This is a genomic window from Micromonospora sp. PRAS1 (assembly GCF_059553435.1).
Genome location: NZ_JCANNB010000001.1, coordinates 318,186 through 336,294, shown reverse-complemented (window position 1 = coordinate 336,294; position 18,109 = coordinate 318,186). Strand labels below are relative to the sequence as shown.

Annotated in this window: 21 protein-coding genes; 13 read left to right on the top strand and 8 right to left on the bottom strand. The window is 72.3% G+C overall.

All coding sequences use genetic code 11. The features are described 5' to 3' along the window. Nucleotides 1-22: 22 nt before the first annotated feature. From AC507J_RS01570 to AC507J_RS01555, 4 genes are all read right to left on the bottom strand, one after another. Nucleotides 23-382 carry a hypothetical protein gene (locus tag AC507J_RS01570; protein WP_496287367.1) on the bottom strand — a complete coding sequence of 120 codons (360 nt, stop codon included), beginning with the start codon at nucleotides 380-382 and terminating at the stop codon, nucleotides 23-25. Nucleotides 383-521: 139 nt separating this feature from the next. Then, the gene (locus AC507J_RS01565) at nucleotides 522-758 is read right to left on the bottom strand and encodes a hypothetical protein (RefSeq protein WP_496287217.1); all 237 of its coding nucleotides are present in this window, start codon (nucleotides 756-758) and stop codon (nucleotides 522-524) included. 82 nt (nucleotides 759-840) lie between these two features. Continuing rightward, nucleotides 841-1,302, bottom strand: coding sequence for a large conductance mechanosensitive channel protein MscL (mscL, locus tag AC507J_RS01560; RefSeq protein WP_496287216.1), 462 nt, complete (start codon nucleotides 1,300-1,302; stop codon nucleotides 841-843). 39 nt (nucleotides 1,303-1,341) lie between these two features. After that, nucleotides 1,342-2,055, bottom strand: coding sequence for a FadR/GntR family transcriptional regulator (locus AC507J_RS01555; protein ID WP_496287215.1), 714 nt, complete (start codon nucleotides 2,053-2,055; stop codon nucleotides 1,342-1,344). Between the two features lie 50 nt (nucleotides 2,056-2,105). Between AC507J_RS01555 and AC507J_RS01550 the strand changes: the two genes are divergently transcribed. Further along, nucleotides 2,106-3,407, top strand: a complete 1,302-nt coding sequence (locus AC507J_RS01550; protein WP_496287214.1) for an MFS transporter — start codon at nucleotides 2,106-2,108, stop codon at nucleotides 3,405-3,407. Nucleotides 3,408-3,438: 31 nt separating this feature from the next. Here the strand turns inward: AC507J_RS01550 and AC507J_RS01545 are convergent, their stop codons facing one another. Continuing rightward, on the bottom strand, nucleotides 3,439-3,795 hold the full coding sequence (locus AC507J_RS01545; protein ID WP_496287213.1) for an STAS domain-containing protein: 357 nt from the start codon (nucleotides 3,793-3,795) through the stop codon (nucleotides 3,439-3,441). Between the two features lie 164 nt (nucleotides 3,796-3,959). Between AC507J_RS01545 and AC507J_RS01540 the strand changes: the two genes are divergently transcribed. The 7 genes from AC507J_RS01540 (at nucleotide 3,960) to AC507J_RS01510 (ending at nucleotide 10,817) form a co-directional block, all read left to right on the top strand. Then, on the top strand, nucleotides 3,960-4,817 hold the full coding sequence (locus tag AC507J_RS01540) for an STAS domain-containing protein (RefSeq protein ID WP_496287212.1): 858 nt from the start codon (nucleotides 3,960-3,962) through the stop codon (nucleotides 4,815-4,817). Further along, nucleotides 4,817-5,230 carry an STAS domain-containing protein gene (locus AC507J_RS01535; RefSeq protein WP_496287211.1) on the top strand — a complete coding sequence of 138 codons (414 nt, stop codon included), beginning with the start codon at nucleotides 4,817-4,819 and terminating at the stop codon, nucleotides 5,228-5,230. The genes AC507J_RS01540 and AC507J_RS01535 overlap by 1 nt, the downstream gene beginning before the upstream one ends. Beyond that, a complete protein-coding gene (locus AC507J_RS01530) occupies nucleotides 5,227-5,646 on the top strand; it encodes an anti-sigma regulatory factor (protein WP_496287210.1) in 420 nt (139 codons plus the stop codon). The genes AC507J_RS01535 and AC507J_RS01530 overlap by 4 nt, the downstream gene beginning before the upstream one ends. After that, a complete protein-coding gene (locus tag AC507J_RS01525) occupies nucleotides 5,634-6,656 on the top strand; it encodes a SpoIIE family protein phosphatase (RefSeq protein ID WP_496287209.1) in 1,023 nt (340 codons plus the stop codon). Before AC507J_RS01530 ends, AC507J_RS01525 begins: the two co-directional genes overlap by 13 nt. Further along, nucleotides 6,653-8,002: a sensor histidine kinase gene (locus AC507J_RS01520; RefSeq protein ID WP_496287208.1), complete on the top strand. Its 1,350-nt coding sequence runs from the start codon at nucleotides 6,653-6,655 to the stop codon at nucleotides 8,000-8,002. Before AC507J_RS01525 ends, AC507J_RS01520 begins: the two co-directional genes overlap by 4 nt. Before the next feature lies 1 nt (nucleotide 8,003). Continuing rightward, entirely contained in the window at nucleotides 8,004-9,539 is a 1,536-nt protein-coding gene (locus AC507J_RS01515) for a SpoIIE family protein phosphatase (protein WP_496287207.1), read from the top strand. Nucleotides 9,540-9,614: 75 nt separating this feature from the next. Then, a complete protein-coding gene (locus AC507J_RS01510; protein WP_496287206.1) occupies nucleotides 9,615-10,817 on the top strand; it encodes an MFS transporter in 1,203 nt (400 codons plus the stop codon). 97 nt (nucleotides 10,818-10,914) lie between these two features. Here the strand turns inward: AC507J_RS01510 and AC507J_RS01505 are convergent, their stop codons facing one another. Further along, complete coding sequence (locus tag AC507J_RS01505; RefSeq protein WP_496287205.1) at nucleotides 10,915-11,727, bottom strand: DUF6597 domain-containing transcriptional factor; 813 nt, start codon at nucleotides 11,725-11,727, stop codon at nucleotides 10,915-10,917. Nucleotides 11,728-11,758: 31 nt separating this feature from the next. Here AC507J_RS01505 and AC507J_RS01500 point away from each other — a divergent pair, with 31 nt between their 5' ends. The 4 genes from AC507J_RS01500 to AC507J_RS01485 all read left to right on the top strand — a co-directional run bounded on the left by AC507J_RS01500 (nucleotide 11,759) and on the right by AC507J_RS01485 (nucleotide 15,172). Then, nucleotides 11,759-12,331: a TIGR03086 family metal-binding protein gene (locus AC507J_RS01500; RefSeq protein ID WP_496287204.1), complete on the top strand. Its 573-nt coding sequence runs from the start codon at nucleotides 11,759-11,761 to the stop codon at nucleotides 12,329-12,331. 77 nt (nucleotides 12,332-12,408) lie between these two features. Then, a complete protein-coding gene (locus tag AC507J_RS01495) occupies nucleotides 12,409-12,945 on the top strand; it encodes a PadR family transcriptional regulator (RefSeq protein ID WP_496287203.1) in 537 nt (178 codons plus the stop codon). Next, nucleotides 12,942-13,646 carry an ABC transporter ATP-binding protein gene (locus AC507J_RS01490; protein ID WP_496287202.1) on the top strand — a complete coding sequence of 235 codons (705 nt, stop codon included), beginning with the start codon at nucleotides 12,942-12,944 and terminating at the stop codon, nucleotides 13,644-13,646. Before AC507J_RS01495 ends, AC507J_RS01490 begins: the two co-directional genes overlap by 4 nt. Then, complete coding sequence (locus AC507J_RS01485) at nucleotides 13,643-15,172, top strand: ABC transporter permease (RefSeq protein WP_496287201.1); 1,530 nt, start codon at nucleotides 13,643-13,645, stop codon at nucleotides 15,170-15,172. The genes AC507J_RS01490 and AC507J_RS01485 overlap by 4 nt, the downstream gene beginning before the upstream one ends. A gap of 10 nt (nucleotides 15,173-15,182) precedes the next feature. On the opposite strand, the gene AC507J_RS01480 is transcribed toward AC507J_RS01485, so the two are convergent. Beyond that, nucleotides 15,183-15,836, bottom strand: coding sequence for a response regulator transcription factor (locus AC507J_RS01480; protein WP_496287200.1), 654 nt, complete (start codon nucleotides 15,834-15,836; stop codon nucleotides 15,183-15,185). Then, nucleotides 15,833-17,116 (bottom strand): sensor histidine kinase, encoded by a 1,284-nt coding sequence (locus AC507J_RS01475; RefSeq protein WP_496287199.1) that lies wholly within the window; start codon nucleotides 17,114-17,116, stop codon nucleotides 15,833-15,835. Before AC507J_RS01475 ends, AC507J_RS01480 begins: the two co-directional genes overlap by 4 nt. Before the next feature lie 133 nt (nucleotides 17,117-17,249). On the opposite strand from AC507J_RS01475, the gene AC507J_RS01470 reads away from it, so the two are divergent. Next, the gene (locus AC507J_RS01470) at nucleotides 17,250-17,996 is read left to right on the top strand and encodes a DUF998 domain-containing protein (protein ID WP_496287198.1); all 747 of its coding nucleotides are present in this window, start codon (nucleotides 17,250-17,252) and stop codon (nucleotides 17,994-17,996) included. The last annotated feature ends 113 nt before the right edge of the window (nucleotides 17,997-18,109 follow it).

Sequence of the window (18,109 nt, the reverse complement as noted above, 5' to 3'; positions counted from 1 at the left end):
GGTCGGGTCCGACCGGTGGGCGTCAGATCTCGGGGGGTAGGTCGGTGGTCAGGGCGTTGAGGAGGACCTCGCGGTCGGTGACGGTGGCGATCTGGTCGGCCGGCACGTAGACGGCGCCGGTGGGAACCAGTTCGGTGGAGACCTTGAGATAGCCGGTGCGCAGCAGCCGGGCGGCCAGGTCCGCCGGCACGTCCGGCTCCTCGGTGGCCGCGGATTCGATCAGCTCATCCAGGCTGCTGCCGGGGTCGGCGGTGGGCGCCTGCACGGTAACCGCGTTGGGGTCGCCGCGCTGGACGAGGTCCACCGTGCCCACGTCGATGCCGGCGGAGTCCACCACCCGCATCCCGGTGGTTACCTTCGATACGATCGCTCGCTGATCGATGCCCTGCTGCTCCATCCCCGCGCGGTTCCCCCTCCCGCCTCCCGCCAAACCCCACCCCGCCCACCCCCACCACCCCCACGCCGGTTGACCATGAAGTTGTTGTCACTGGGCTCGGCGTGTCGTGGCAACAACTTCATGATCAACTGGGGTGGGGCGGGCGGGGGGAGAGTTCGCGCCAGGGGTCGGCGGGCTGGAGCAGGGCGCGGATGGTCTCCTCGGCCTCGTCGAGGGTGTCGTACTCGTAGAACCGGGAGGCGCCCTCGGCGCCGCCGGCGCGTTGCTCGACGTACCACCGGTCGGCGTCCACGCGGAGAAAGACATCCCGCCGGGCCAGGCGCCCCCATTTGCCGTTCCACCAGTGCTTTCGCTGTTCCATGGCGGGACTCTATCGAACAGATGTTCGACTTCGGGCGGCCCCTGCGGGATTCCCGCAGGGGCCGCTGTGCAGGTGTCCCGGTTCAGCGCCGGGTGGGCGGTTCCTCCCGGCGGCCGAGCACGTCGTCCAGCGCGCCGCGCTGCTGGGCGGGGGTGGTCCGGCCGGCGGCGACGAGCGCGTCCCGGATCTCGGTGAGCAGCTTGACCTCCTCGCTCGGCGCGGCCGGCGGCGGCTCCTCGCCCCGCTTACGCCGCTCGGCGAGCCTGTTCATCGGGTACACCACCAGGAAGTAGAGCGCCGCCGCGGTGAGCAGGAACGTGATCAGCGCGTTGAGGAAGGCGCCCCAGGTGACCGGGTTGTTGGTCCCGAGCGAGAACTGGGCACCGTCGCCGGCGGGGCCCTGACCGATCAGGTTGATGATCGGCTGAAGGAACGAGCTGGTGAACGCCGTGACCAGGCCGGTGAAGGCGGCGCCGATGACGATGCCGACCGCGAGGTCGACGACGTTGCCGCGCATGATGAAGTCTTTGAAGCCCTTGAGCATCCGTACTCCTGAGGTCTCCGGTATTTCGTCGAGGACAACCTATGCCCCGGGTGGGGGCTCCAGGAAAACGCCGGCCTCCCGGGCGGCCCGCTCCTCGTCGCCGGCCCGGATCGCCGCCACCAGCCGGGCATGGTCGACGTGGCGCTCCGGGGTCAGCGCGTCGCCCATCGCCTCGGCGACGGTGCTGCGGATCGCGGTGCCGATCGAGGCGTACAGCTCGGCGAGCATGCTGTTGTGCGCCGCCGCGACCACCGCGGTGTGCAGCGCCGCGTCGGCCGCCACGAACTCGGTGACCCGGCCACCGCGCCAGGCCGCCTCGCGGGCGGCGAGCGCTTCGTCGAGCGCCGCCAGATCCTCGGCCGTACGCCGTCGCGCGGCCAGCCGTGCCGCCGCCACCTCGAAGGCGTGGCGCACCTCGATCACCTGCTGCTGTACGTGGTGCCGGTCGCCGTCCTCGGCGGTCCGCTCCGCGCTGAGCCGGCGGGCAACCACCGGGGCCAGCTCGTCGGTGGAGATGACGTAGGTGCCGGAGCCCTGTCGGCACTCCAGCACGCCGGCGTGCTGGAGTGCCCGCACCGCCTCGCGCACCGTGTTGCGGCCGACGCCGAGCGCCTCGACCAGTTGTGGCTCGGTCGGGATCCGGCTGCCCACGGGCCATTCACCAGCCATGATCCGCTGCCGCAACTGCGCGATCGTCTCCCGGATCCGCTGGCCCCGGGGCGGGACGGCGGCGGAATCAACCGGCGGTGGCACTGGTTACAACCTCTCGCAGGAATTCATCCCATGATTGTAGGTTCGAAGTCATGCCCCCGTTACCCGCCGGCACCCCCGCGTCCCCGACAACCACCGCCGAGCTCATCACGGTCGGGCGCGACCCGGCAGACGGCACCGCCACCACGGTCCGGGTCGGGACGCCACGGGCCAGCGGCGGGCTGCTGGTGCTGGCCGGGATGCTGCTTGTGGCGCTGAACCTGCGAGCCGCCGTGACCAGCCTCGGCGCCCTGCTCGACGAGGTACGCGTCGGACTCGCGCTCTCCGGCACGGTGGCCGGCTTCGTCACCACGCTGCCCACCATCGCCTTCGCCGGGCTCGGGGCGGCCACCCCGTGGCTGGTCCGCCGGTTCTCCCCGGCCCGGCTGCTGGTGTTCGGGATGCTCGCCCTCGCCACCGGTCAGTTGCTGCGGGTGCTCACCGGCTCAGCCGTGGTGTTCCTGCTCACCAGCGCGCTGGCACTGGCCGGCATCGCGGTGGCGAACATCCTGCTGCCGATGCTGGTCAAGCAGCACTTCCCGCACCGCACCGGACTGGTCACCGGGGCGTACACGATGGCGTTGACAGTCGGCACCACGGTGGCTGCCGCCGCCGCGGTGCCGGTGGCGCACGCCTTCGGTTCGTGGCGGGCCGGGTTGGGCGTCTGGGCGGGGCTCGCGGCGGTGGCCGTACTCCCGTGGCTGCCGGCGGCCCTGCGCGGCCGGGCCGCGGCGCGGCGGGCGACCCGGGGTACGGCGACCGCGGCCCGGCCGATGATCCGGCCGGGGCGCACCCGGCTCGGTTGGGCGATGGCGGTGTACTTCGGGGCGCAGTCGCTGAGCGGGTACGCGATCATGGGCTGGCTGGCCCAGCTCTTCCGGGACGCGGGTTTCCGCCCGCAGGACGCCGGGCTGCTGCTCGCCGGGGTGACCGCGCTCGGGGTGCCGATCGCGCTGCTGATGCCGGCGCTGGCCGGTCGGTTGGGCACCCTGCGTCCGCTGATCTTCGCGTTGACCGCCGCCTCCAGCCTGGCGTACCTGGGGCTGGCGTTCGCGCCGCGCGACGGCGCCGTGCTCTGGGTGGTGCTGCTGGCGTTCGGTCAGGGCGCGTTCCCGCTCATCCTGACCACCATCGGGCTGCGCGCCCGTACCGCCGACGGGACGGTGGCGCTGTCGGCCTTCGCGCAGAGCACCGGGTACGTCATCGCGGCGCTGGGGCCACTGCTGGTCGGGGTCCTCTACGAGACCACCGGCGGCTGGCTGGCGCCGGTCGGCTTCCTGCTGGTCGCCCTCGCCGTGCAGACCGGCGCGGGCATGCTGATCGCCCGCCCCCGTTACATCGAGGACGAGCGTTGAGCCGGTGGCGGCAGGGCGAGACGGGTAGGCGTCAGGAGGAGGTGGGCGTGGGGTCGCCGGTGACCGCCTGCTCGACGGTCGGGTACGTGTGCAGCACCTCGACCAGGCCGCTCACCTCAAGGATGCGCAGCACCCCCCGCTGAGGGGCGGCCAGGCGCACCACGCCACCGGCCTCGTCGGAGCTGTTCTTGGCGCGGACGAACACCGACAGCCCGGTGGAGTCGCAGAACGAGACGTCCGACAGGTCGAAGACGAGGCGATTGCGCCCCTTGTCGAGCAGGTCGGTGATCTGATCCTGCAACTGCGGCGCGGTGGCCATGTCCAACTCGCCCGCGACCGACACGACGACCACGTCACCGTGCTGTTCCGTGTGCACCGTCAAGGACATTTGCCAGACCTCCTGTTTATCTGTGGAACGGTATCCCACCCCGGTCGCGGTACGCAGAACGGGAGCGGGATCGGGTGGCGGCCGTCATTCGGTTGCTCTGCGGCAAGTAGTTTGCGGTCCTGCGGTGATAGAGTCCGGCCGGTCCAGGTCGAGGGGGTTTTGCGATGGCGCTGAGCGCTGACGAGAGCGGCCGACTGGCCGATCTGCTGTCCGGGCATGTCGACCAGATCACGCGGCGGTGGGCCGAGGTGGCTGCCGTGCAGTTGCGTGGCCGGCTCAGCCAGGCCGAACTGATCCGGCAGGTGCAGGATCTGCATCGCGCCCTGCTCGACGCGCTCAGCAAGGGCGTGACCGATCTGGCCGGCGAGGAGGCCGCCGAGCTGCGGGCGGTGCTCGCCGATCTGTCCCGGGGGCAGGCCCGGCAGGGCTTTTCGGCCACCGAGACCGCCACCGGCGTGTTCGCGCTCAAGGACGCCCTGCTGGCCGTGATGGAGACCGACGAGAACACCACGTTGCGTGACTTCGTCGCCTTCTCCGCCCTGGTTGACCAGATGGGCCTGTTCACCTTCGAGACCTACGTGCGGACCCGGGAAAGCCTGATCGCCGACCAGGCCGAGCAACTGCTGGAACTCTCCACCCCGGTGGTCAAGCTCTGGGAGGGCGTGGTGGCGGTGCCGCTTGTCGGCACCCTCGACTCGGCCCGCGCCCAGGTGGTGATGGAGCGGCTGCTGCAGACCCTGGTCGACACCGGATCGCCGTACGCGATCATCGACATCACCGGCGTACCGGCGGTGGACACCCAGGTCGCCCAGCACATCCTGAAGACCGTGGTGGCCGCCCGGCTGATGGGTGCCGACTGCATCATCTCCGGCATCCGGCCCCAGATCGCCCAGACCATCGTCGCGCTCGGCATCGAGTTCGGTGACATCGCGACCAAGGCCAGCCTCGCCGACGCGTTGCGACACGTGCTCCGGCTCAACGGGGTCGAGACCAGCCGCCGCCAGTCGCGCCGGGAGGCGTGATGGAGCGGGTGCCGATCCTCAAGATCGGCGACATCCTGCTGGTCTCCATCCAGGTCGACATGTCGGACCAGACGGCCGTCGCGCTCCAGGAGGACCTGGCCGAGCGGATCGTGGCCACCGGCTGCCACGGCGTGATCATCGACATCACCGCGCTGGACATCGTCGACTCCTTCGTCGGGCGGATGCTCTCCACAATCGCCTCGATCTCCCGGGTGCTGGACGCGGAGACGGTGGTCGTCGGGATGCGGCCGGCGGTCGCCATCACGCTTGTCGAGTTGGGGCTCTCGCTCAACGGCATCCGTACCGCGCTGAACGTCGAGCGGGGCATGGAACTCATCGCGGCCGAGCGCGCCGACGAGGGTCAGGACGATTTCGACGACGGCCCGGATCCCGAGCCGAGGGCGTCGCCGTGACCAGCGGGGTGGAACTGGGCCGCCCGCAGACGCAGACGGTGGGCAGCGACGAGGACGTGGTACGCGTCCGTCAACTGGTCCGTACGGTGGCGGTGGCGGCCAAGCTCTCCCTGGTCGACCAGACCAAGGTGGTCACCGCAGCCAGCGAGCTGGCCCGGAACACCCTGGTCTACGGCGGTGGCGGCACCATCGAGGTGAGCGCCGTCGACAACGGCCGCCGGCACGGCATCCAGATCCTCTTCGCCGACTCCGGTCCCGGCATCGCCGACCTTGACCTCGCCCTGACCGACGGCTACACCACCGGCGGTGGCCTCGGCCTCGGCCTCAGCGGCGCGCGGCGCCTGGTGGACGAGTTCGACATCCAGACCGCACCGGGCCAGGGCACCCGGATCACGATCACCAAGTGGTCCCGGTGACCGCCGAGCCGGTCTCCGACCGGGGCGCCTGGTTCCGGGTGGAGGACGGCAACACCGGCAGCGGGGTACGCCGGGCCGCCGAGCGCCTGGGTGACCGGCTGGGGCTGTCCGCCGGCCGGATCGCCGACCTGGCCATCGTCGCCGCCGAGTTGACCAGCAATCTGATCAAGCATGCCGATGAGGGCATGCTGCTGCTCCGCCCGGTGCGTCGGGAGCTGGACGCCGGCGTCGAGTTGATCGCGATCGACGCCGGGCCGGGCATGGTCGACCTCACCGACTCGGCCCGCGACGGCCACTCCACCACCGGCACCCTCGGCATCGGGCTGGGGGCGATCGTCCGCCAGGCGAGCTGGTTCGACGCGTACTCCCGGCCGGGCCGGGGCACGGTCATCGCCGTGCGGGTCTTTGCCGCCGCAGAGGTCGAGCGCCCCTGGGTCGGTGGGCTCACCCGACCGCTGACCGGGGAGCCGGTAAGCGGCGACGGCCAGGCCTGGCGGATCGTCGGCGACCGCCGGCAGGTGCTGGTCAGTGACGGCCTCGGGCACGGGCCGCTGGCCGCCGCCGCCAGCGACGCCGCGCTCACCGCCTTCCGGGGCGCACCGGCCGCCGGCCCCGCCGAGGTGGTCCGGCACCTGCACCGGTCGTTGTCCCACACCCGTGGCGCCGCGCTCGCCGTGGCCGAGCCGGATCCGGCGGCCGGGGTGCTGCGCTACGCGGGACTGGGCAACATCGGCGGCAACGTGGTCACCGGGGACGGCCGGCGGCGGGGCCTGGTGTCGCTGCCCGGCATCGCGGGACACCAGCGTCCCACGATCCGGGAGTACGACTATCCGTTCGACCCGGGCAGCCTGTTGGTCATGCACACCGACGGCGTGGTCGACCGCTGGCAACTCACCGACTACCCCGGCCTGGCCGGCCGGTCGCCGTTGGTGGTGGCGGCCACCCTGCTCCGCGACGCCGGTACCCGGCGGGACGACGCCGGAGTGTTGGTGGCGAGGTCCTGGTCATGAGTGCCGCGCCGCTGCTACAGATGCCGCTGCGGGTGGAGCGGGACATCTTCGTGCTCCGGCAGCGCGGCCGGGAAGTCGCCGCCGTGGTCGGGATGGAGCACCAGGACCAGGTCCGGATCGCCACCGCGCTGAGTGAGGTCGCCCGGGACCTGCTGCTCAGCGTCGGCGGCGCGGATGTGGTGTTCGCCGTCGCCGACACCCCGGACGGCCAGTGTCACCTGTGGATCGACCTCGCCCCGGTGGCCCCCCTGCCCGGCGGGCGGTACGAGCCACAATCCGGTGCGGTGGCGCGCCTGGTGGACATGTTGGGCGTGGTGACGGTCGAGAAGGATACGGTCGTGAGGATGTCGCGACGTGTCCCGGTCACCGCGCAGGCGCTCACCGCCGAGCGCCTGGCGGAACTGCACGCCCAGCTCGGCAAGAGCTCACCGGGCACCGTCGAGGAGGAACTGGCCACCCAGAATTCCCAACTCATCACCGCCCTGGACGAGGTACGCAGCCAGCGCGACGAGCTGGCCCGGCTGAACGAGGAGCTGGAGCAGACCAACCGGGGCGTGCTGGCGCTCTACCATCAGCTCACCGACGAGCTGGAGGAGACCAACCGGGGCGTGGTGGCCCTCTACGCCGAACTGGACGAGAAGTCGGCGCAGCTGCGTTCGGCGAGCGAGTCGAAGACACGGTTCCTGGCGAACGTCAGCCACGAGCTGCGGGCACCGGTCACCGCGATCATCGGGCTGGCCCGGCTGCTGGGCGACTCCGCGTCCGACCCGCTCACCGAAGAGCAGGAGCGTCAGGTCGGCCTGATCCGCTCCTCGGCGTCGGATCTGCTCGTCCTGGTCAACGAGTTGCTCGACCTGGCCAAGGCGGAATCGGGCCGGATCGAACCGGAGTGGGCCGAGGTGGACCTGCGTACCGTCTTCGGCCAGCTGCGCGGCACGCTCCGGGCACTGCGTACCGGCCCGGAGGTCGAGCTGGTGGTGGAGGATCCCACCCCGCCTGCCACGGTACGCACCGACGAGGTGCTCCTCGCCCAGGTGCTGCGCAACCTGCTGCACAACGGCCTGAAGTTCACCACCCGGGGCGAGGTCCGGCTGCGCGCCGAGCTGCGTGCGGATCGCTGGCTGCTCTGCGTGTCGGACACCGGCCCGGGCATCCCGAAGGACCTGCACGAGCGGGTGTTCGAGGAGTTCTACCAGGTGCCGGGCCCGACCCGGGTCGGCGGCACCGGTCTCGGCCTGCCGTACGCCCGGCGCCTGGTGACCCTGCTCGGCGGCTCCCTCGACCTGGCCAGCGAGCCGGGCCGGGGCAGCACCTTCACCGTCTCGCTGCCGGCAGACGGGACGTGACGTGGAGGGCGCGGCAACAGTGCTGGTGGTCGACGACAGTCGGACCAAGCGCTACCTCCTGGTGAACTGGTTGGCCCGGGCCGGGTTCACCGTGCTGGAGGCGGAGACCGGAGGCGAGGCCCTGAGCCGGGTCGAGGTGGATCCGATCGACCTGGTGGTGCTCGACGTCCGGCTGCCGGACCTGAGCGGCTTCGAGGTGTGTGAACGGATCAAATCGGCGCATCCCGCGCTGCCGGTGATCCACGTGTCCGCACACGCGGTCGACGTGGGGGATCGGACGCAGGGGCTCACCCGGGGCGCGGACGCGTACCTGGCCGAGCCGATCGAGCCGGAGGAACTGGTCGCCACCGCGCACGCGGTGCTGCGCTACTACCAGGCCCGGCAACGCGCCGAGTTGCTCGCCGAGCGGCTCACCGGGCTGGCGGACACCACCGTGGCGGTGCACGCCGCGCCGAACTTCGCCCGGCTTCTCGAACGGGCGGCCAGCGGTGCCGCGGAGATCTTCAAGAGCCCTGCGGCGGTGGTCGCGGAGACGTTCGACGGGCACTGCCTGGCCGGGATCTGCGCCGGTCCGGGTGCGGAGGCCGCGGTCGTGCCGTGGTCCGTCGACGACAGCGGAGTGCCGATCGGGGCCACCGCAAGGGTGCAGGCCCCGGCCGAGTGGGCGCTTGTCGACTGGCCGGCCGACGACACGGTCACGGTGGCCGCCGCCCGGCTGCGGGAGGACCGGGCGCCGCTCTACGTCGTGGTGCCCACCGCGACGCAGACCGCCGGTAGGCCGGTGCTGCGCCAGTTGGCGCAGGCGGTGGCCTCGGCGGTGGAGGCGCAGCGCTCCTTCGACGAGGAACACCGGATCGCCGTGACGCTACAGCGCAGCCTGTTGCCGCGCCGCATCCCGGAGATCGCCGGGCTCGACCTCGCGGTGCGTTACGAGCCGGCCAGCATGCAGACCGAGGTGGGCGGCGACTTCTACGAGCTGGTGATGCTCGACGGCCACCTGCTGCTGGCGATCGGTGACGTGGCGGGGCACTCTCTGCACGCCGCCACGGTGATGGCCGAGCTGCGACACGCGCTGCGGGCGTACGCGGTCGAAGGCCACCAGCCGGGCGAGATCCTGCACCGGGTCAACGAGCTGATGCGTACGCTGCTCCCCAACGAACTGGCGACCACCTGCGTGCTGCTGCTGGAACCGGCCACCGGCAAGGTCCGGCTGGCCAGCGCCGGCCACCTGCCGCCGTTGATCAGCCTGGACGGCAAGACCGAGTTCGTCCAGCACTCGGCCCCGCTGCTCGGAGTGCGCGCGCCGCGCCCGGCCGATCTGGAGTTCGTGCTACCCGCCGGGGCGACGATCGTCTTCTACACCGACGGCTTGATCGAACGGCGGGACACCAGCATCGACGAGGGCCTGAAGGCGCTGGCGGTGTCCGCCGCGCAGGTCGACGCCGACCTCGACCGCTTCTGCGAGCGGCTTCTCGTCGAACTCGCCCCCGCCGAGATCCAGGACGACGTCGCCGTGGTCGCCCTCCGCCGCCGGTGATGTGCAAGGAAGGGCCCCCTATTAACGTCTGGTGTAGAGGAAGGGCCCCTTATTAACACCGCCCGATCCGGCCGGGTGCCGTTTCGTGGCGATGCGCTGACCGTGATCGCCCTCGCGTACGCAATCTCGTCGATGGGTGATCAGGTCGCGCTGGTGGCGTTGACCCTGCGCTTCTACGAGCAGGGCGCCTCGGGCGTCCTGTTGAGCGCGCTGGTGGTGGCGGGGGTGCTGCCGATCGTGGTGATCGGCCCGCTCGCCGCGCCGCTTGTCGACCGGATGGAGAGCCGGCGCCTGATCACGCTCGTCTCGCTGGGCCAGGCCACCGTGGCGGTGCTCATCGCGGTCACCGATCACGTCGGCATCACCCTGCTGCTGGTAGTGATGCTGGGCGCGGGTCTCGCCATCGTCTCGCCGGCCTTGTTGCTGCTGGTGCCCGCGCTCGTCGGCCAGGAACGCGTCACGCATGGCTACGGCCGCCTGGAGGCCTTCCGGTCGGTCGGCAACGCCGTCGGGCCGGCCCTGGCCGGGATACTCGTGGCGGCGTCCGGCAGCCGGGCGGCGTTGCTCGTGGACGCGGCCACATTTTTGCTGCTGGCCGGGGTGCTGACCGCCGTCGCGGTCCGCCGGGAACCGGTAAGCGCCGCCCGCCGAAGCTGGTCGCGGCAGGTCCGCGAGGGCGTCGCCGTACTCGCGGGCAACCGCCTGCTGGCCACGGCGATCTCCGCGTTGGCCGCTGCTGTCGTCTTCACCGCCACGATGAGCGTCGCCAGGGTCTTCTTCGTCCGTGCGGATCTGGGTACCACGAACATCGGGTACGGCCTGGTGGTGACCGCCCACGCCGTCGGCATGGTGGCGGCGTCGATCCTCCTCGCACCGCGCGTGCCAGTGGCCGCCCAGCCGCGCGTACTCGCGGGCGCCGGGCTGCTCATGGGTGTGGCGCTGGCGGTGGTCGCCACGGTCCCGGTCCTCGCGGTGGCGCTCGTCGGCTTCACGCTCACCGGCGTCGCCAACGCCTTGCAGGTTCTCGCGATCCGGAACCTCATCCACGCCGAGGTGCCCGCCGAGGTCCGTGGCCGGGCCTTCGCCTCCTCGTCGGCGGTGCTCAACGGGGCGAACCTCTCCGGTACGGCGCTCGGCGGACCAGCGGTCGTCCTGCTCGGCGGCGCGACCAGCGTCCTGGTCGCCGGCCTCGGCACGATCGCCGCCACCCTCGCCGCGCTCCCGGTCCTACTCCGGCAGCGTCCCATCGGGAAACCGTCGACCCCGAACCGCCCTTGATCACGCTCGTTCCCGGAACGAGTGGCCTCAGGACGCTTCGGAAGCCACTCGTTCCGGGAACGAGCACGATCTTCCACGCGCCGCAGCGCGGGAGCCGTCAGTGCCGGCGGGCAGCGGCGTACGTGCCGGGGGAGCGGCCGGTGACGGTGGTGAAGTCGCGGACCAGGTGGGACTGGTCGCTGTAGCCGAGTTCGGCGGCGAGCGTGGCCCAGTCAGGCGGACCGTCGGTGGCCCGTTCGAGCGCCTCGTGCAAGCGGTAGCGGCGGATCACCCACTTCGGGCCGACGCCGACGCGGGTGAGGAAGAGGCGTTGCAGCCGCCGGACCGAGAGCCCGTGGTCCCGGGCGAACTCGTCGACCCGCCGTACGCTCCGGTCGGTCCGGATGGCCTCGACCAGCCGCATGGCCTCGTCGGTGGCCGGGTCGGGGCGGGGTGCCCAGCCGGTGAGCAGTTCGTCCAGGGCACGGCAGCGTGCGGCGTCCGTACCGGCGCAGATCGCCTGACGTGGCGCGGCGGCCGGCGGCCAGCTGGCGGCCAGCTCGGCGAAGTCACGGCGCCGGCCGGTCAGCTCGGCCACCGACCCGCGCCAGAAGGGATGGAAGCCGCCGGGCCGGAACTGCACGCCGCAGACCCGGCCGGTGCCGGCGAGCATGATCGAGAAGACCTCCAGCCCCACCCCGGCGACCTCGGCGCGCTCCGGCTCGTCGCCGTTGCGCTGGAAGACCACGTTCACCGCGGGATGCGGTACGACGCGCTGCTCGAACGGCTCGGTCAGCGCCCAGTCGATCAGCCAGTAGTGCTCGATCCAGCGTTGCAGCGGGGCGGCGGGCAGGTGCCGGCGGAACCGGACCCGACGCATCAGCCGGGCCGGATCGAGGATGCCCCGACTGTCCCCGCGCGGCTGTCGCATTTCTTCAAGACCACCTTCATACGCTGGCCCTATGGCTACCCAGACTAGTGATCTGCTGGCGGCGGCCGCGCCGCGAACCGTGTCGGTGGTCCAGGCGATCACCGACGACCAGCTCGACCTGCCCACCCCCTGCCGGGAGTACGCCGTCCGCGACCTGCTCAACCACCTGTACGAGGTGGTGGTCAACTTCCAGGCCCTCGCCGCCCGCGCGTCAGTGACCTGGGCCGACAAGCCCGATCATCTGGCCGAGGGCTGGCGGGAGCGGTTCGGGGCGGAAGCCCGTCAGCTGGTCGAGGCGTGGTCGGACCCGGCCAGCGAGGAGGGCGTCTCGCCCGGGATGGGCATGCCCCAGGCGGTGGTGGGCGGTATGGCGCTGCTCGACCTCACCGTGCACGGCTGGGACCTGGCGGTCGCCACCGGTCAGGCGTACGAGCCGGCGCCGGAGGTGCTGCCCACCCTGCACGAACTGGCCGGTCAGCTCGGTCCGCAGGCCCGGCAGATGGGCGTCTTCGCCGAGCCGGTGGCCGTCGAGGCCGCCCTGCCGGACCTGACCCGGCTGCTCGCCCTCACCGGCCGCGATCCGGCCTGGCCGGCAACTGCATGACGAGGTAGGGGGGACCCGGCCAACAAAGCAGAGCAGGGTGATTGACATCATCTATTCACTGAGTGAATAGTAGGCGGGTGTCCACCCCGCATGTGTTGCTGGGGCTGCTCGCCAGCGGCACCAAGCACGGCTATGAGCTGAAGCGGGCTCATGACGAACGGCTGCCGCAGGCCCGCCCGCTGGCGTACGGGCAGGTCTACTCGACGCTGGGCCGGTTGCAGCGGGATGGCCTGGTGGCACCGGCCGGGCAGGAACGTCTCGCCGGTCCCGACCGGACGGCCTACGCGCTGACCGAGGAGGGGCGCAGCGCGCTGGACCGGTGGCTGGGCACGGTGGAGCCGCCCATGCCCCACGTCAACAGCACGCTCTTCGCCAAGGTGATGGTGGCGCTGCTGGTCGCCGACGTGGATCAGGCCCGGTCCTACCTGATCGCCCAGCGCCGCGCGCACACCGACCGGCTGCGCGAGCTGACGGCACTCAAGACGGCACCCTCGGCCACCGTCGACGACGTGGTCGCGGCCGACTACGCCATCGCCCATCTCGACGCCGACCTGCGCTGGTTGCACACCACCCTGGACCGGGTCGCCGACTGGCACCGGGAGGTGCACTCATGACGCAACTACAGGCTCGTGGTCTGGTGAAGTCGTACGGGCCGACGCCCGCACTACGCGGCGTGACCATGGACGTCGCCGAGGGCGAGATCGTCGCGGTGACCGGGCCCAGCGGCTGCGGCAAGTCCACCCTGCTGCACTGCCTGGCGGGCATCCTGCGCCCGGACGCCGGTGAGGTGACCTGGCGCGGCCACCGGATCGACACCTGGTCGGAGGGGGCCCGGTCCCGGCTGCGGCGCACCGAGTTCGGGGTGTTGTTCCAGTTCGGTCAGCTCGTCGCCGAGCTGACCGCGGCGGAGAACGTCGCCCTTCCGTTGTTGCTCGCCGGCACGGGGCGGCGAGCGGCACGGACGGCGGCACTCACCTGGCTGGACCGCTTCGGCGTGGCGGAACTCGCCGACGTTCGGCCCGGCGAGATGTCCGGCGGTCAGCAGCAGCGCTGCGCCACCGCTCGGGCCCTGGTCACCGAGCCACGTGTGCTCTTCGCCGACGAGCCGACAGGTGCGCTCGACACGCTCACCGGCGAGCAGGTGCTCACCCAACTGGTCCGGCTCGCCCGGGAGCAGCGTACGACGGTGGTGCTGATCACCCACGAGCCCAGGATCGCCGCGTACGCCGATCGGGAGATCGTGCTGCGCGACGGCGTGATCGACCACACCGGCCTGGGCCTGGACACCGCCCCGCTGGCTGGCGGCTCCCGGTGAGACCCGGCACCTTCGCCCGGCTCGCCCTGGCCGGCAACCGCACCGACGCGGCCCGGGTGGCGCTGACCGCGCTCAGCGCGGCGCTGGCCGCTCTCGCCGGGCTGGCCGCGCTGAGCGTCCTGGCCATTCCGACACCGCCAGGCAGTCCGGGGCAGCAGTCCGAGCAGTACACCAGCGCCCTGCTGCGGGAGCCGGGACTGCGCGGCGGCACCGCGTTCGCGATGCTGCTGCTGACCATTCCGGTGCTGGCCCTGGCCGGTCAGTGCGCCCGGCTCGGTGCCCCGGCCCGGGATCGCCGGCTCGCTGCGATCCGGCTGGCCGGTGCCACTCCCGGTCAGGTGACCCGGATCGCGGTGCTGGAGACCGGCCTGGCCAGCCTGCTCGGCACCCTCGCCGGACTCGCCACCTATCTCGCCGGGCGGGCGCTGCTGCATCGGCCGGACGCCGACGGCCGGCTCGCCCTGCCCACCGACGTGCTGCCGGCCGTGCCGCAGCTGGCGCTGGTGGTGCTGGCTCTGCCGATGTTGGCTGCCGCGGCCAGCGCACTGATGCTGCGCCGGATCACCGCCACGCCACTCGGGGTGCTCCGGCGGGCGCGGCGGGTCGGGCCACCTCGCCCCTGGCCGGCCCTGCTGATCGCGCTCGGTGTGCTGGGTGCCGCCCTGTTCGAGCCGGTCCAGGAGGCGTCCGGTGACCGGCTGCCCGCCTGGCTGTTCGGGGCGGTTCTCGTGGGCACGTTCGCGGCTGTGCTCGGGGTCGTCCTGGGGACCGGTTGGATCGCGCACCGGGCCGGGCGGCTGCTGCACCGGTACGCGCGCAGCCCAGCCCAGCTACTGGCGGCCCGCCGGCTGACCGAGGATCCGTGGGCCGGCAGCCGGACCCTCGCCGCCCTGCTGGCGGCGCTGGCCATCGGCGCTGGTGCGGCGGCGTTCCGGGCCTGGATCCTGCTCAACGACCAGGTGCAGCGGGATCAGAACCGGCAGGCCGGCTACGACATCTACGACATCGGCGATCCGCACAACTCCTTCTACCTGCGCACCATGGACCTGGTCGACCTGGGGATCGCGGTGGCGATGACCATCGCTGCGGCCGGTCTGCTGGTCATGCTGATCGAGGGGATCACCGCGCGTCGCCGCACGTACGCCGCGCTGGTGGCGACCGGGGTGCCGCGCACCACCATTGGTGTCTCGATCCTCTGGCAGGTGTTGACACCCGTGGTGCCTGCCGCGCTGATCGCGCTCGGCACCGGCTACGGCCTCGGCCGGATGTTGAACGCTGACATCGTCACGGGCGGCGGGTGGGAGCCGGTGTGCCGGGCGACGGCTCAGGTCTGCGCCGATCCGGCCACCCGCGACGGCAACATCGAGATGACACTTGTCGACCGGGTGGTCCACTCGCCCGGCGTACCGCTGGAACAGCTGGCGTTGCTGGGTGCCGGCGCGGTGGCCGCGACCCTGCTCACGGTCGGGCTCGGGGTGCTCTTCCTGCCGGCGAACACGACAGTCGAGGAGCTTCGGGCCAGCTGAGCCACCGCGATCAGGTGGGATTGGCCCGCAGGTAGGTCAGCGCGGCCAGCACCCGGCGGTTGGTGTCGTCGTCCGGCGGCAGGCCGAGCTTGGCCAGGATGTTGCCGACGTGCTTGCCCACGGCGGCCTCGGTGACGTGCAGCCGGGCGGCGATCGCCGCGTTGGAGCGCCCCTCGGCGACCAGGACCAGCACCTCCCGCTCGCGGGCGGAGAGCGCGGCGAGCGGATCACGCGGGCGGTGCAGCAGCCGGCGGACCACGTCCGGGTCGACCACCGTGCCACCGGCGAGGACGGTACGCAGGTTGTCGACGAACTCGGTGACCTCGGCGACCCGGTCCTTGAGCAGGTAGCCGACCCGGCGACCGTCGGCGCTGTCCAGCAGCGCGGAGGCGTACTCCGGCTGCACGTGCTGGCTCAGCACGACCACGGCGAGGTCGGGCTGCTCGGCGCGCAGCTCCACCGCCGCGCGCAACCCGTCGTCGCGGTGCCCCGGCGGCATCCGGATGTCGGTCACCACCAGGTCGGGCCGGTGCGTCCGGACGGCCGCCCGCAGCGCCGGTGCGGTGCCGACGGCGTCGAGCACCTCGAAGCCGAACCGGGCGAGCAGGGCCGTCAGCCCCTCCCGCAGCAGCACCTCGTCCTCGGCGAGCACGACCCGGATCACGCCGACCACGGTAGTTCCACCCGCAGCACCGTCGGGCCACCCGGCGGGCTGGACAACAGCAGGCACCCGTCGGCGGCGGCGACCCGGTCGGCGAGCCCGGTCAGGCCGCTGCCGCGCGCCGGGTCCGCGCCGCCCTGGCCGTCGTCGGTGACCTCGACGGTCAGCCCGGTGCCGGTGTCGGTGAGCCGGACCTGGGCGCGGTCCGCCGCCGCGTGCCGGGCGACGTTGCCGAGCGCCTCCGACACCACGAAGTACGCAGTCGTCTCGGCCGTCTCCGGCAGCGGTCGCGGCAACTCGGCGTGCACCTCGACCGGTACGGGCGACTCGTCGGCGAGTTCCCGGACCGCCCCGGCCAACCCCAGGTCGACCAGGCTCTGCGGGCGGATGCCCCGGACGATCTGCCGGAGCAGCACCATCAGGCCCTTGGCCTGCTCGTGTGCCACATCCAGCGGCCGGGCAGCCGGGGAGTCGTCGGGTACGTCCAGCCGGGCCAAACCGATCTGAAGGCCGAGGTTTGTCAACCGGGGTTGGGCGGCGTCGTGCAGGTCCCGCTCGATGCGCCGGCGTTCGGCCTCGTACGCGTCGACCAGCCGGGCCCGCGACCGGGTCACCTCGCGCAGCTCGCCCTCCTCGGGGCTGAGCAGCCACCGCGCCACGGCGCCCTGGGTCGCCGCCAGCACGCCGACCGCGTACCAGAGCACCGGTAGCAGCAGTACGCCGACAATCGCGAACGGCACGGCCTGCCCGGGGGTCTCCGCGGTGGCCCAGATCAGCGCCACCTTGTCGCCGGGGCCGATCACGAACGGACTACCGATCAGCAGCAGCACCAGCATCACGAGCAGGGTGAACAGCCAGTAGACGGCAGGCACCACGGTACCGAGGAAGAACAGGTACGCCGCCTCCCGCCACGCCACGCCCGTGGTGTACCGGGCGGCGAAGCCGCGCCAGGGCACCGGGGGCAGCGGCCGGTCGTCGACCAGCCCGAGCCGGTACCGCTCGAAGGCCGCCACCGGCACGGCGAGCAGCGGTGCCAGCGCCAGCACGGTAAGCGCGCCGCCGGTCAGGAACACGGTGAGCGCCAGCGACACGGGCCGGCCCTGCCGCGCGGCGTTGGCGGCGGCGACGAGTGGCGCCAGCAATACGAGCGGCCCGAGCGAAAGCACGCCGGCCAGCGGCGCACTTGTCAGCAGGTAGGCCAGGGCGCGCCACGGCCAGCCGGTGCGCGGGTACCGGCGGTGGCGCAGGGCCCGGGCGAGATGGGTGGGTGCGGCCGATGTCATGCCGGGAACGCTAGTGACGCGGCCAGGCCCACCCCAGCCGACTGGATCCACTTTCCCGGGTATACCCAGCCCCACCTCTTCCCGGACACCAGTGGTAGGGCGCCGGCCCGGCGGATTCGGCTGGACTGGGCACATGCCTTCGTACCGTCTCGGTTCCTACGCCCTGCTGCTGGCCGCGCCGCTGTTCGCGGCCGGCAACGCGGTGACCACCCTGGCCTGGCGGCAGCCGCCATTCGACTGGCGTACCCACAACATCAGTGACCTGGGGAACGTCACCTGCGGCGGCTGGGACACCAGCCGGCCGCGAACGGTCTGCTCGCCGTGGCATCCGCTGATGAACGGCACCTTCATCGTCACCGGCGTGCTGATCATGGTCGGCCTGCTGCTCGCCTGGTCGGCGTTCGGCGGCGGGCTGGCGGTACGGGCGGCTCAACTCGCGGCCCTCGCGGGTGCCGGCGGGTACGTCCTGGCCGGCGTCTACCCGGCGGATGTCGACGAGAACCTGCACGTGCTCGGCGCGTTGCTGGTGTTCGGCGCGGGCAACCTGGCGTTGCTGCTGGCCGCGCTGCCGCGTCGAGCCGCAGTGCCGGTGCCGGCGCGCCGGTTCAGTCTCGCGCTCGGCCTGATCGGGGTGGCCGGGACGGTTCTCTTTCTGGCCCAGGTGGATCTCGGTTTCGGTGTCGGTGGGATGGAGCGGGTGGCCGTGATTCCGTTCCTGACCTGGACGGTCACGCTCGGCATCTGGTTGAGCCCGGTGCCGGACCGCCCGGTACGGAAGGCGCCGGTGCACACCGGCGGTCCCGGGCCGGCTCGGTGCGGCCGGTCAGTTCGGATGGAAGAGGCCGGCGGACCAGGCGATGACCAGACCGACAAGCGCTGAGCAGCAGCATGCCAGCATGGCCGCGGCGGCCAGGCCGAGGCTCAACCAGACCGGCCCGCGCCGGGGCACTGTCGGCTCCCGGCGCGGGCCTGGTTCGTCGATGCCAGCCATCG

Bases quoted from the DNA above. Each gene is read 5' to 3' on its own strand.
- AC507J_RS01565 (WP_496287217.1), bottom strand. From the start codon at position 758: ATGGAACAGCGAAAGCACTGGTGGAACGGCAAATGGGGGCGCCTGGCC.
- mscL (WP_496287216.1), bottom strand. From the start codon at position 1,302: ATGCTCAAGGGCTTCAAAGACTTCATCATGCGCGGCAACGTCGTCGAC.
- AC507J_RS01550 (WP_496287214.1), top strand. From the start codon at position 2,106: ATGCCCCCGTTACCCGCCGGCACCCCCGCGTCCCCGACAACCACCGCC.
- AC507J_RS01545 (WP_496287213.1), bottom strand. From the start codon at position 3,795: ATGTCCTTGACGGTGCACACGGAACAGCACGGTGACGTGGTCGTCGTG.
- AC507J_RS01540 (WP_496287212.1), top strand. From the start codon at position 3,960: ATGGCGCTGAGCGCTGACGAGAGCGGCCGACTGGCCGATCTGCTGTCC.
- AC507J_RS01535 (WP_496287211.1), top strand. From the start codon at position 4,817: ATGGAGCGGGTGCCGATCCTCAAGATCGGCGACATCCTGCTGGTCTCC.
- AC507J_RS01520 (WP_496287208.1), top strand. From the start codon at position 6,653: ATGAGTGCCGCGCCGCTGCTACAGATGCCGCTGCGGGTGGAGCGGGAC.
- AC507J_RS01505 (WP_496287205.1), bottom strand. From the start codon at position 11,727: ATGCGACAGCCGCGCGGGGACAGTCGGGGCATCCTCGATCCGGCCCGG.
- AC507J_RS01500 (WP_496287204.1), top strand. From the start codon at position 11,759: ATGGCTACCCAGACTAGTGATCTGCTGGCGGCGGCCGCGCCGCGAACC.
- AC507J_RS01490 (WP_496287202.1), top strand. From the start codon at position 12,942: ATGACGCAACTACAGGCTCGTGGTCTGGTGAAGTCGTACGGGCCGACG.
- AC507J_RS01475 (WP_496287199.1), bottom strand. From the start codon at position 17,116: ATGACATCGGCCGCACCCACCCATCTCGCCCGGGCCCTGCGCCACCGC.
- AC507J_RS01470 (WP_496287198.1), top strand. From the start codon at position 17,250: ATGCCTTCGTACCGTCTCGGTTCCTACGCCCTGCTGCTGGCCGCGCCG.